At 29.2% G+C, this 13,674-nt stretch carries 12 protein-coding genes; 10 read left to right on the top strand and 2 right to left on the bottom strand.

Going from position 1 to position 13,674, the window contains the following annotated elements; translation table 11 throughout:
• Positions 1 to 22 precede the first annotated feature (22 nt).
• Both RG22_RS04190 and RG22_RS04185 read right to left on the bottom strand, forming a co-directional pair.
• The gene (locus tag RG22_RS04190) at positions 23 to 796 is read right to left on the bottom strand and encodes an O-methyltransferase (protein ID WP_034041106.1); all 774 of its coding nucleotides are present in this window, start codon (positions 794 to 796) and stop codon (positions 23 to 25) included.
• A 102-nt stretch (positions 797 to 898) separates the two neighbouring features.
• Positions 899 to 2,764, bottom strand: coding sequence for an ABC-F family ATP-binding cassette domain-containing protein (locus RG22_RS04185; protein ID WP_034041103.1), 1,866 nt, complete (start codon positions 2,762 to 2,764; stop codon positions 899 to 901).
• A gap of 105 nt (positions 2,765 to 2,869) precedes the next feature.
• Between RG22_RS04185 and RG22_RS04180 the strand changes: the two genes are divergently transcribed.
• The 10 genes from RG22_RS04180 to RG22_RS04135 all read left to right on the top strand — a co-directional run bounded on the left by RG22_RS04180 (position 2,870) and on the right by RG22_RS04135 (position 13,664).
• Positions 2,870 to 3,664 carry a polysaccharide biosynthesis/export family protein gene (locus RG22_RS04180; RefSeq protein WP_034041102.1) on the top strand — a complete coding sequence of 265 codons (795 nt, stop codon included), beginning with the start codon at positions 2,870 to 2,872 and terminating at the stop codon, positions 3,662 to 3,664.
• 2 nt (positions 3,665 to 3,666) lie between these two features.
• Positions 3,667 to 6,135 (top strand): GumC family protein, encoded by a 2,469-nt coding sequence (locus RG22_RS04175; RefSeq protein WP_034041100.1) that lies wholly within the window; start codon positions 3,667 to 3,669, stop codon positions 6,133 to 6,135.
• A gap of 62 nt (positions 6,136 to 6,197) precedes the next feature.
• Positions 6,198 to 7,058 (top strand): ABC transporter permease, encoded by an 861-nt coding sequence (locus tag RG22_RS04170; RefSeq protein ID WP_052143826.1) that lies wholly within the window; start codon positions 6,198 to 6,200, stop codon positions 7,056 to 7,058.
• 2 nt (positions 7,059 to 7,060) lie between these two features.
• Positions 7,061 to 8,302 (top strand): ABC transporter ATP-binding protein, encoded by a 1,242-nt coding sequence (locus tag RG22_RS04165; RefSeq protein ID WP_034041098.1) that lies wholly within the window; start codon positions 7,061 to 7,063, stop codon positions 8,300 to 8,302.
• 1 nt (position 8,303) lies between these two features.
• The gene (locus tag RG22_RS17230) at positions 8,304 to 8,837 is read left to right on the top strand and encodes a class I SAM-dependent methyltransferase (protein ID WP_052143634.1); all 534 of its coding nucleotides are present in this window, start codon (positions 8,304 to 8,306) and stop codon (positions 8,835 to 8,837) included.
• Between the two features lie 5 nt (positions 8,838 to 8,842).
• Complete coding sequence (locus RG22_RS04155) at positions 8,843 to 10,330, top strand: glycosyltransferase (RefSeq protein WP_162183638.1); 1,488 nt, start codon at positions 8,843 to 8,845, stop codon at positions 10,328 to 10,330.
• Positions 10,331 to 10,332: 2 nt separating this feature from the next.
• The gene (locus tag RG22_RS04150) at positions 10,333 to 11,256 is read left to right on the top strand and encodes a glycosyltransferase family 2 protein (protein ID WP_052143633.1); all 924 of its coding nucleotides are present in this window, start codon (positions 10,333 to 10,335) and stop codon (positions 11,254 to 11,256) included.
• Between the two features lie 4 nt (positions 11,257 to 11,260).
• The gene (locus RG22_RS04145; protein ID WP_034041095.1) at positions 11,261 to 12,058 is read left to right on the top strand and encodes a glycosyltransferase; all 798 of its coding nucleotides are present in this window, start codon (positions 11,261 to 11,263) and stop codon (positions 12,056 to 12,058) included.
• 19 nt (positions 12,059 to 12,077) lie between these two features.
• Positions 12,078 to 12,800, top strand: a complete 723-nt coding sequence (locus RG22_RS04140) for a hypothetical protein (protein ID WP_034041093.1) — start codon at positions 12,078 to 12,080, stop codon at positions 12,798 to 12,800.
• Positions 12,801 to 12,833: 33 nt separating this feature from the next.
• Positions 12,834 to 13,664 carry a glycosyltransferase family protein gene (locus RG22_RS04135; protein ID WP_052143632.1) on the top strand — a complete coding sequence of 277 codons (831 nt, stop codon included), beginning with the start codon at positions 12,834 to 12,836 and terminating at the stop codon, positions 13,662 to 13,664.
• Positions 13,665 to 13,674: the final 10 nt, after the last annotated feature.

The raw sequence follows: 13,674 nt of genomic DNA, 5'->3' as shown, positions 1-13,674 counted from the left end.
TTAACAACTTCGCAACAAACAACTAAACCCTAACAACAAAATCCTCCTTAGCTTGCTCTTTCCTAAAAAATACAAATCCCCAAAAAAACGTATCGATAGTAACCGTTACTTTGGGATGCTGTTTAATAGTTTTCCAAGCTTCAGTCATGCCTTTGCTCCAATAAATATCGTCAAAAACAAAAACAGAATTGTTGTTTGCGGTTTGTAAAAGTGTTTCAAAATAATGTAAAGTCGCTTCTTTTTGGTGATTGCCATCGAAAAATATAAGGTCGTAGGTATTGGGTTCTAGATTTTTTATGGCATCATTAAAATTATCGTTTATGAGATTGATGTTTTTTAATTTATAATCTTTGAAATTCTTTTTAGTAAATTCAGAAATATTCGGACAACCTTCAATTGTTGTAATATTTGCTTTTGGGTTTGCTAAATGCATTGCATGTGTTGCTACACCTAATGAGGTGCCTAACTCTAATATGTTTTCAAATTCAAAATAGCCAACCAATCGATATAAAAGCTTTGCTCTTTTATAGGTTGTCCCAGCATTTTTAGTCATTGCAGAAATGAGCCGTTGGTTTTGTTTTAAAACATGGGAGCCAACACCAAAATCGGTTACTTTAATTTTTGTTTTGTTTTTTAAAAGGGTCTTTTTGTAGTTTAAAAGACTTTTATAGGCATCATAATTTTTGTTGTTATAAAAACATTTGGAGACCAAATTATAAACAAAAGGAGAGTGTACACCGTGTTGATTGGTAGATTTTAAAAGAAATTTTATGTATTGAATAATTTGGTAAAACATACTTTTAAGTTGTTCTCGATACTAAATTCTTCGTGACTTAGAATTTTACTCGAACTGACTTATTTTTTTGACTGAATACTGCTACTGAACACTGCGAACTATTTAATCTTCTAATTTCGAAGACAATTCAAACCAGCGTTCTTCTTTGGTTTCAATAGTTTTAATTATTTTTTGTAAATCTTCAGATAGTTTATTTATTTCATCTTGCGAAAGTTCTTGATTGTTGAATTTATTTTCTAATTCTTTTTTATCAAAAGTTAAAGATTTTAGTTTGCTTTCAATATTATTAAGTTCTTTTTCTTCATTATAAGACAGCTTTTTAGCTTCATTTTGTTTCCAAGCTTTTTTATCTTTTTTATCCTCGGTATTCATGCTAGATATAGCTGGTTGGCTATCTTCGTATATGCGATAATCTGTATAATTTCCAGGAAAATCTTCAATAACACCATCGCCTTTAAAAACAAAAAGATGGTCTACAACTTTATCCATAAAGTACCTGTCGTGAGATACCACGATAACGCATCCTGGAAAATCTAAAAGAAAACTTTCTAGCACATTTAATGTAACAATATCTAAATCATTCGTAGGTTCATCGAGAATTAAAAAGTTTGGATTCTGAATTAAAACCGTACATAAATATAAACGTTTACGCTCACCGCCGCTTAGTTTTTCAACAAAATCGTGTTGCTTTTTTCTGCTGAATAAAAACCGTTCTAAAAGTTGTTGTGCGCTAATTTGTCGCCCTTTTTTGAGTGGAATATAGTCTCCAAATTCGCGAATAACCTCTATGACTTTTTGCTCGGGTTTTATGGTGATGCCGTCTTGGGTATAATAACCGAATTTTACGGTATCTCCTCTAATTACCTTACCAGAATCTGGTAGCGTGGTTTGGGTTAAAATGTTTAAAAACGTGGTTTTTCCTGTACCGTTTTTACCAATGATACCCGCACGTTCGCCTTTTTGAAATGTGTATTCAAATTTATCAAGTATGGTTTTGTCTTTAAACGCTTTTGATACTTTATGGAACTCTAAAATTTTGTTTCCTAAACGTTCCATATTTAATTCTAACTGTACCTCGTGGTCGTTTCTGCGTTGATGAGCTCTATGCTTTATATCAGCAAAATCATTAATTCTTGATTTCGATTTTGTGGTACGCGCTTTGGGTTGGCGGCGCATCCAAGTTAATTCTTTTTTAAAGAGTTGTTTGGCTTTTCCAGTTTCAATAGTTTCTTGCTCGATTCTAGCTTCTTTTTTTTCTAAATAATAGGAATAGTTTCCTTTATAATTGTATAATTGCCCTTCATCTAATTCTATTATTTCGTTACACACACGCTCTAAAAAATAACGATCGTGCGTCACCATAAAAAGCGTTATGTTTTCTTTGGCGAAAAAGGCTTCTAACCATTCAATCATTTCTAAATCTAAATGGTTGGTAGGCTCATCTAAAATCAACAAATCAGGTTTGTTAATTAGTGCATTGGCTAATGCGAGACGCTTTTTTTGTCCGCCAGAAAGCGTGTTTACTTTTTGACTTAAATTTTCAAGTTTTAATTTGAAGAGAATTTGCTTGTAAAGCGTTTCGAAATCCCATGCTTGGTATTGTTCCATAGCTTCGAAAGCAGTTTGATATGCTTCAGAATCATCTGGATTTAAAAGGGCCTTTTCGTAATTTGAAATCACTTTTAAAATAGGATTATCGCTTGCTAGAATAGTGTCTTCAATAGTTAAAGTTTCATCAAACTTTGGGTCTTGCGAGAGAAAGGAAACTTTTATATCTTTTCTATAAATAATATTTCCAGAATCGGCTTGGTCATCGCCAGAAAGGATATTTAATATGGATGTTTTCCCTGTTCCGTTTTTGGCAACAAACGCTATTTTCTGATCTTTGTGAACACTAAAAGAAATGTCTTTAAAGAGCGTTAATTCTCCGTAAGATTTTGATATGTTTTCTACTGTTAAATAATTCAAAGGATATTTTTTCTGCAAATAACGGATAAAAAACCAAAAAAGCCGTTATTAGTTTTATTGTTCAAGACGAAAAGTTATATTTGTGATAAATCAATGTGCCTCAATATGAAGAGATATTTTTTAGTTGTTTTTTTAATTGTAAATACTGTAATGGTGTCTTGTGTTCCTTATAAAGATACTGTTTATCTTCAAAACAAAAGTACAGCAACTGATTCTATTCAAGTTATAGTTGAAAAACAAAGGGCATATCGTGTTCAAATTAATGATATTTTAAATATTAGGATTAAGGCAGCAAAGCAAGAAACTGTAACCATTTTTAATCCTATTGGCGAAGGCGATTTGAATGCTAGTAGTGAAGAACGTGCTTATTTTGATGGCTTTACTGTAGATTTACATGGTAACATACTTATGCCTAAACTAGGTGAAATTAATGTACTAGGTTTTACCACTAATGAGATAAAACAAATTATTGAGAAAAAATTATTAGAGACCGAGTATAAAGCAGCAAATGATATTTTTGTAACCGTAAAGCTTACAGGATTACAATACACTACTACGGGCGAAATTGGAAGCTCAGGTACAAAAACATTATTTAAAGAGCGCGTAAATGTTTTTGAAGCGATTGCAAATTCAGGTGATATACTTGATACTGGTGACAAAAAAGATGTGTTGATTATAAGGCAATTTCCGCAAGGACAGAAAATATTTCATATCGATTTAACCGATGCAAATGTTATGAATTCTCCATACTATTATATTCAACCCAACGACATGATTTACGTAAAACCATTAAAGCAAAAATCTTGGGGTACGGGAACAACAGCTATTCAAAACATAGGAGCTATAGCTACAGTTTTATCATTAATTACTACAACAATTTTACTTTTAGATAGAAGATAGCCATGGCTTACGATGACATTGAAGGTATTGATTTTAAGGAACCTAGCAGTATGAGCTTTGATATCCGAGGCTTTTTCTTTAAAATTTTGAAGTTCTGGAAGCTTATAACATTATTTGTTATTGTTGGGTTAATAATTGCATATTCTATTAATGTTAGAAAACAAAATGTTTATAGTTTAAATTCTTTAATCTCGATTGAGAATGATCAAAACCCCTTTTTCACAACCAATACAAGTATTTCTTTTAATTGGGGAGGCGTTTCTGATAAAGTAGGCAAAATTATAATTGCATTAAGTACTAGGAGTCATAACGAAAAAGTAGTCGATTCTTTACAGTTTTATGTGAAATATTTGAAAGAAGGGAAATATAGAAAAGATGATATTTATAAAAATGCACCCTTTAAAGTTGAAATAAATAAAAATAGCGAGCAGCTACTAAATAAATATATAGGGATTAGATTTATTAATGAAAATCAGTATGAATTAGTTATAGATTTTGAAAATAACTTAGCAAGAACACAGAGATACAGTGATAAATTAATGCAGACTGTATCTGTGACTAAAGGGGGCTTTAAAAAGGTTTTTGATATAGGAGAACAAGTTGACTTACCTTTTACCTCCTTTAAACTCTTAAGAAAATCTAATATAGAAATAGTACCAGAATCTGAATATTTTATTCAATTTTTGAGTTTTGATGCTGTCGTGAACGATTACAAAGCTAAAATAAAGGCAAGGTCATATTCAAAAGAATCTTCTGTATTAATTCTTTCTTTATCGGGTGTTAATAAAGCTAAAATAGTAGATTATCTAAATGCGACTACACAGATTTTAAGTAAAACAGAATTAGAACGTAAAAACTTATACGCAACTAATACAATAAGATTTATAGACAGCACACTAAGTATAGTAAACACTGATTTAAAGGCGGCGACAGATACTATGAATGCTTTTAGGCAAAAAAATAAAATATTTAATGTTGATGAGGAGTTGTTACAGCTTTCAGAAAAAGTAAGTGAACTTGATTTTAACAAAGATGCTATTCAATCTAAATTAAGGTATTTAAATTTTCTTGAAAATTATTTACGTACTAGAACTAATTACACAAATATAGCTGCACCAACTTCAGTAGGTATTGAAGAAAGAAATATAATAGCGACTGTTGGTAAAATTACAACGTTAGCTATAGAACGCCAAGAATTGGAACAATTGGTACAAGAAGGTTCTACATCATTAAAAGATTTAGACGCTAGAATAAATGCAGAAAAGAATGTATTGTTAGAAATTATAGTTTCGACTAAAGAGACAATTCAAATTGAATTGCAAATGATCAATAAAAAAAGGGCTACCTTAGAGAGTAAGCTCAATGATTTGCCAGAAGATCAACAGGAATATTTAAAAATACAAAGAAAATTAAATTTAAGTCAGGAGGCTTACGATATTTACTTAGCAAAGCGAAGTGAGGCAGCAATAGTAAAGGCTGCTAATGTGTCTGATATCTCTGTAATAGATGAAGCTAAGGATATTGGTGGAGGCTTGATTGGGCCTAACAGAAACTTAAATTATATGATGGCGCTAATTGTTGGGTTATCATTGCCAATAGTAATTTTATTTGTTCTTTTTTTATTAGATAATACAATTCATGGAACTGAAGACGTAAAACGCTTATCAAATATACCAGTTTTAGGGCTTATAGGTAAATATAATCATGATAACAATTTAATAGTTCATGAAAAACCTAAATCGGCTGTAGCCGAAGCTTTTAGAGCGATACGCTCTAGTTTACAATTTTTCTATAAAAAGCTAGATAAAGTAGGAGGTCGTACAATCATGATTACCTCGTCTGTAAGCGGAGAAGGAAAAACATTTTGCTCAATTAATATAGCTAGTGCTTATGCTGCGTCTGGCAAAAAAACAATTCTTCTAGGCTTAGATTTACGAAAACCTAAAATTTTTGGAGACTTTAATATTGATAATGAGTTGGGTGTAGTAAACTATTTTATTGCTGATAAAACCTTAGAAGAGGTTACTTTTAAAAGCCATATTGAAAATTTGGATATTATTACTTCTGGTCCAATACCTCCAAACCCATCAGAATTATTAATGAGTGATATAATGGAGGAGCTTATTTTAGATTTGAGAAAAATTTATGATATAATAGTATTAGATTCACCACCACTAGGGTTAGTTACAGATGCATTGGTATTATCACAATATGCAGATGCCTCATTATTTGTAATTAGATTAGATTATACAAAAAAGGGTATGTTAGAGTTGGTTAATGCCAAACATAAGTCTGGAGAGTTAAAAAATATAAGCTACATTTTAAATTTTTATAAACATAAAGCTAGCCATAATTATGGCTATGGCTATGGTTATGGCTACGGATATGGGTTATATGGCAATGCTTATCACGAAAACCTTAAAAAGGCAAGTACTTTTAATAAAATAAAGAATTGGCTAAAGAGAAGTTAGCATCCTTGATAAGTTTAAAACAGGATAAAAAAATTGAACAGAATAAAATTAAATTAAATGTCTTGAGTAAAGAACAATGGTTATATACAATATCTTCTAAACACAAGCTAATAGATTTCAATTTCAAAGAGATTTGGAGATATAAAGATTTGTTATTTTTGTTTGTTAAAAGAGACGTTGTTACTTTATATAAGCAAACGATATTAGGACCTCTATGGTATGTAATTCAGCCTTTATTTACTTCAGTAATTTTTACATTAATATTTAATAATCTAGCAAATATTCCAACTGGAGATGGAATACCAGCATTTTTATTCAACCTTGCAGGTATAACTACTTGGAATTATTTTAAACTTTGCTTAACAGGAACATCTAACACGTTTACAAAAAATCAAGGCATTTTTGGAAAGGTATATTTTCCAAGAGTTATAATGCCTTTATCTGTAGTCATTTCTAATTTATTAAGATTTGCTATTCAATGTATGGTATTTATAGGTTTTTATATATACTATGTCTTGTTAGAAGATGTGTCTATTTTACCCAACTGGAATTTGGTGCTACTACCCATAGTTGTTTTGGTAATGGCTTTGTTAGGTTTGGGTTTTGGAATGCTCATATCTTCAATGACAACTAAGTATAGAGATTTAACGTTTTTAGTACAGTTTGGCGTGCAATTATTAATGTATGGGTCTGCAGTAATGTATCCAATATCATTTTTTAGAAAAGAATTACCAGAATATGTTTGGTTAGTAGAGTATAACCCTATTGCAATTATTATAGAATCATTTAGGCATATGACTCTTGGAGTTGAAATATTTGATGTAAATAAATTTACATACGCTATAGTATTTAGTATAATCACCTTTATGTTAGGCTTAGTTGTGTTTAACAAAACCGAAAAAAGTTTTATAGATACTGTTTAATAATGAGTGTAATTTTAAAAGTTAATAACATTTCTAAACAATATAAGTTGGGTCTTGTAGGGGCTAACACTATAGGTCAGGATCTAAATAGATGGTGGAGTAAAGTAAGAGGGAAAGAAGATCCGTTTTTAAAAATTGGAGAAGTTAACGATAGAAGTACAAAAGGTACTTCAGACTATGTTTGGGCATTAAAAGGTATTAATTTTGAAGTTAAAAAAGGCGAAGTTTTAGGTATTATAGGAAAGAATGGCGCAGGAAAATCAACCTTATTAAAAATATTATCTAGAGTAACAAGTCCTACCACAGGAGAAATAAAAACAAAAGGGCGAATTGCATCACTTTTAGAAGTAGGTACAGGCTTTCATCCAGAAATGACTGGACGAGAAAATATTTATCTTAATGGTGCGATTTTAGGAATGACAAAAGCAGAAATTAAATCAAAAATTAACGAGATTATTGAGTTTTCTGGTTGCGAACGTTATATAGATACACCTGTAAAGCGTTATTCTTCAGGAATGACAGTGCGTTTAGCCTTTGCTGTTGCGGCACATTTAGAACCAGATATTTTGGTTATTGATGAGGTGTTAGCAGTAGGAGATGCTGAGTTTCAAAAAAAGGCTATCGGGAAAATGCAAGATATTAGTAGAGGTGAAGGGCGTACGGTTTTATTTGTAAGCCATAATATGGCAGCGGTAAAAAACTTATGCTCTAGATTAATAGTTTTGGAAAATGGTAATATTTCCTATCAAGGTAAAGTTGATGAAGGAATATCTAAATACATATTTGATTCATTAAAAAATACTTCGCAAAATATTGAAGACAGAAAAGATAGAATTGGAAATGGGAATGCATTACTTAAAAAAGTAACAATATTAAATAATAGTATTTTAACTGGAGAAAAATTTTCTGTTGAAATTGAATTTAAAAACTTAGGAAATTTTAAAGTGAATGAATTAGGTTTAAGTGTTTGGAAAGTTGATGAGACGAAAATTATTAGTATTTCAACCAAATTGAAAAACGATATTCAGTTTATTGATAGAACTAGAGCTATATGCGAAATTTCTAAATTACCGCTGGTTAAAGGAAAGTATATTCTTAATGCATTCATTTCAACTGAAAATGGATTAGCCGATTATATTGAGAGAATTTTAATTTTCGATGTTGAAGAAAATGATTATTTTAACACAGGGAAGCAAGTTGATCCTAATTGGGGAGTTATTGTAGTAGACCATAAATGGATATAGAATGATACAAAAACTATCAGAATTAGATGAGTTTCACAAAAAAGAAGATCCTTGGAACTATGAAAATAATGCTGAAGATTTAAAAAGGATTGATTATTTATTAAAACAATTACGCAGTAAGAAGTATAATAAAGTTTTGGATATTGGCTGCGGTCAAGGATTTGTTACTAAGCAACTTCCAGGAACAGAAATTGTAGGTGTTGATATTTCGGAAGAAGCTATTAAGCACGCTAAGTCTAGTAATAAAGACAGTCATATTAATTATTTAAGTTGTTCTATTTTTGATTTAAATACCAATTTTTCAAACAATAGTTTTGATTTAATAGTCATTACTGGAGTATTATACCCTCAATATATAGGAAACTCTTCTAGTTTAATTTATTTAATTATTGATAAATTATTAAATAAAGGAGGCACATTAATTTCTGTGCATATTGATTCTTGGTACAAATGTCAATTTCCTTATTTTAAAGCTAAAGAAATACTATATCCATATAGAACATATAATCATAAATTAGAAGTATATATTAAATGATTTTAATGTATCATAAAATACATCCTAATTCACCAACAATGTGGTGGGTTAAAGTAAACGATTTTTATCGACAAATGGTTGAATTATCGAGTAAAGAAGTAGTGTTTCTTAAAGATTATGACCCCGAAAACTCAAATCATGTTGTCATTACTTTTGATGGAGTTTATAAAAACGTACTTGAATATGCTTTACCAATCCTAAAGAAGTTTAATTATCCTTTTGAGCTTTTTATTACATCAGATTATATAGGATTAGATAACGAGTTTGATAGTATTGAACCTAATGCACCTTTTACAACTATTAATGAATTAAAAGAATTAGTACAAGGAGGAGGACGTTTACAATGGCATACAAAAACACATATTAATTTAAAGACAGTTCAGGATAGTAAAATTATTGAAAACGAATTACAAATTCCCGCTGAAATAAGGGCTTTAGATGATAATGGCTTCGATTGGTTTGCCTATCCTCATGGAGAGTATAATGATACAGTCCTTAATTTAGTAAAACAAAAATTTAAAGGAGCAGTTTCCTGTAATCAAGGAAATGACATAGATAAATATGTTTTTAATAGAATTACAGTAGTAAACAACACTACATTTAAAAAAGAAAAAGTTTCATGTATAATTGCTAGTTATAATTATGGAGATTATCTCATTGATGCAGTAGAATCTGTTTTAAAACAAACAATAGTACCAGATGAAATTTTAATATCAGACGATTGCTCAAATGATGATACTCAACTAATTGCTGAAAATTATGTAAAAAATTATCCAAACCTAATTAAGTATAATAGAAATAGCACAAATTTAGGTATAGTTGAGCATTTTAATAAAGCAATTTCTCTAACAGAACATGAATATGTCTTTTTTTTAGGAGCAGATAATAGAGTTTTATCTAATTATGTTGAAGAATGTTGTATAGTCTTAGATAGAGATATAAAAAATGCAATAGCCTATACCGATTATGTTTTTTTTGGAGCACGAGCAGAAGAAGCTTATAATAAAATAAAAGAAGAATTTAAAACAGATGCAGATAGCGAAGGAATTTATAAGGTTAACTTCCCAGTATTTGATGATTTCGAAAAATTAAAAAAACACTTAACAGAAATTAATTTTATACATGGATCTTCAATGTATAAAAGAAGTGCATTTATAAAGGCTGGAGGATATAAAACTTCAGAAAAAGCAGAGGATTATAATTTGTTTAAGCGTATTATTGAAGTAGGATTTAAAGCAGAAAAAGCTAAAAACACTTTTTTAGAGTACAGGCAACATTCCTTATATCAAGCTAATAATTTTTATAGTGTTTATAAAAAAATGGAATTTTATAAGGAGAATTTAAATAGATATGTAAATAATAAAACTGCATTTGAAAAAAGTAAGTTTTATAGATTTGCTTACTTGATGTTTAAAACAAAAAGTTTTTTAAGTAAAAACTACAATAATCCTAGAAAGATTTTTAGAAAAATAAAGGATAAAATTTTTAAATAAAAGTGAACGCTATTAAAGAACTTGCAATTGTTATTCCATATTATAAAATAGAGTTTTTTAGAGAAACACTTCATTCGCTTGCAAGTCAAACAAATAAAGACTTTAATGTATATATTGGCAATGATAATAGTCCAAATAATCCAGAGAAAATAATAGCAGAATTCAATAAAAATCTTCCAATTTATTATAAAAAGTTTGATAGCAACTTAGGACAAAAATCATTACCACAACATTGGGACAGATGTATAAGTTTAACTAAAAACGAAAAGTGGATTTTAATACTGGGCGATGATGATTTATTAGAAAACAATGTGGTAGAACTATGGTATAAAGAAAAAGAAGATAAAACGAACCTATATAAGTTTTCATCTCAAATGCTTTATACAGATGAGAAAAGATTTTCTGAAGTATATACACATCCACAATATGAGCATAGTGTTGATGCTTTTTATAGAAAATTTAAAGGAAAAACAAGAAGCTCTCTTTCTGAGTATATTTTTAAAAAAACGATATATGAGAAAGTAGGTTTTAAAAATTATCCTTTAGGGTGGCATAGTGATGATAAAGCTTGGTTAGATTTTTCTTTTAAAGAACAAATAAAAACAATAAATGATGCAAAAGTTATAATAAGAGTTTCGTCTATAAGTATTTCTGGGAATAAAAATAATTTAAAAGAAAAAAATGATGCTACAATACAGTTTTACAAAGACTTTTGTAAAGATCATATAGAATTTTTGCCAGTTGAAAAAAGGACTGAAATATTAAGCTTTATGGAGAAATTAATTGTCAACAATAATTTATTGAATCCTCATCATATTTATTTTTTGTTGAAACTACATTATGCAAACCTAGGTTTTAATCAATTTTTTAAGTTTGTGGTTAAAAGGAAAATGTTTTTAAAAGCGTTAATTTTAAAAAACAGCTAGTACAGTGACATTCAAACACTTTATAATTACTAGATTTAATTTATCCCAAAAGTGGGATAAAGACAGTTTAGGTAACGAAGTGTTAGACGATAATTGGTTAAAGAAAAGATTTCAATTATTCGAAAATTACTGTTTTCCTTCTTTAAAAAGTCAAACTAATAAAAACTTTGAATGGTGGGTTTTTTTTGATACTTCAACACCAAATTTGTATAAAGAAAAAATAGAAAAACTAAGTGCTTTGTTTCCTAATTTCACACCTAAGTTTAAAGAATCTTATCAAGATTTTCAAGATACTTTAGCAAAAGATTTGTTAGAAGAAATTCATGGTAAAAAGTTAGATGCTATTATTACCACAAGATTAGATAACGATGATGTTTTTTCTAATGATGCAGTTGCAGTATTGCAAAATAACTTAGTTGATTATAAATGTATATTAGAGATGCCAATTGGCTACAATCTAGAAATAGGAAAGGTTAATAAGTTGCGTAAGATGAATTATAAATTAAATCCATTTATAAGCCTTTTAGAGAATGTACAGAATAATCAATCAATAGAAACGGTTTATGCACATCAACATGGCGAATGGACACATCTAAAAAAAATCAACGTAACAAGTAAACCACAGTGGATTCAAGTAATACACGGGAACAATGTATCGAATCAAGTAAAAGGAAAGGAAATATTTGCTTTTGGGGCTCTTAAAAGTTTTACTTTTAATAAACCAAAGTTTAGTGTTAGCAATGATATTAAACTAGCAAAAAAACAGATAAAGAAAAAAATAAAGAGTATCTTAAATAGATGAAACTTCAATAAGAAGATAAATGTTTCAAAAAATAAAAAAGACAATAGAGGAGTTTAGACAAAGAGACCGTAAAATCTTAAATGCAACATTAGAGAACGAGTGGGCAAATGTGTATCACGATAGCATAAGAGGTAGAGCATGGTTAGAAGAACTACCTTTAAATATTGGGAGATGGGCAGGTAATTACGCTTTTTTTTATGTATTGAATAGAGTGCTAGCTGATTATAAACCTAAAAAAATACTTGAGTTTGGCTTAGGGGAATCTAGTAAATTTATTAATGCAACTTTAAAAAATGAATTAACAGAAAGCACACATAAAATTATTGAAGAGAGTAATGAATGGAAAAACCATTTTATAACTAATCATGGTTTATCTTCACACTCAGAAATAATTATTTGTCCTCTAAAGAAAGAAGAAGTTAATGGGTTTTCTGTTAATGTTTACGATGGCTTAGATAAATACATAAAAAGTAAGTTTGATTTATATGTAGTAGATGGACCATTTGGAAGCGCACGTTATTCAAGATATGATATAGTAAAGCTAGCTAAACATTTTGAAGCAACTGATGAGTTTATGATTATTTTTGATGATTACAATAGGCAGGGAGAACAAGACACGGTTAAAGAACTACTCCTCTTGTTTAAAAAATTGAATATTACTATATACAAAGGCATATATGTTGGCTCAAAACGTGTTTTAGTTTTAGGTACTAAAAAATATAAGTTTATAGAGTCGTTATAAAATAAATTATCTAGTAATAGTTTAAAGTTTTTAATGTTGAAAACAGTTTTATTTAATATTTATAAGCGTATTAAAAATCATAGAATATCAAAAAGAACTAGATATTACTACTTCCGTTTTATAAATAACTATTTCAATAAAGTAACTGTAAAACAAAACAAGAATTATAAGTCCATACCTATTATTATAGTGAGTTATAATCAACTTTTTTATTTAAAGAAATTAATTAATTTTCTTTTAAAAAATGAATACTCAAATATTGTCATTGTAGATAATAACTCAAATTACAAGCCTCTATTAACCTATTTTGATGAGCTAAAGGATAAAGTTGAAATACATAGATTGACCGAGAATTTTGGACACAGAGTATTTTGGGAGCAAAAAGAAATATTTAATAAATACAATAAAGGCTATTATGTCCTTACCGATCCAGATATTGTCCCTTTAAATTCTTGTCCAGATGATTTTGTTTTAAAATTCAAACAACTATTAGATAAGAATTGGAAATTATCTAAAGTTGGATTTAGCCTAAAAACAGATGATATACCTGATACAAATCCCAATAAAACAAAAATTTTAGAATGGGAAAATAGATTCTGGAAAACTAAAACGAAAAGTGGTGATTATCAATCTAGTATAGATACAACTTTTGCGTTGTATCCTCCAAAAAACATATGGTCATTTAGAGATAATTTTTACCATGCCATTCGAACAAATAGTCCATATATGGCGATGCATGGAGGTTGGTATATGGATATAGATAATTTAACTGAAGAACAGAAGTTCTATATGAGTACAGCTAGTAGCTCTAGTTCTTGGAATATTAATAGTAAAGGAGATTTGGCTAACGATGTTTGCTATTAAATAAATAAAC

This window comes from Wocania ichthyoenteri Th78, assembly GCF_000789235.1.
Lineage (GTDB): Bacteria > Bacteroidota > Bacteroidia > Flavobacteriales > Flavobacteriaceae > Wocania_A > Wocania_A ichthyoenteri.
Note: the sequence above shows the minus strand (reverse complement) of the source record. Positions and strands in the feature narration are given on the sequence as shown.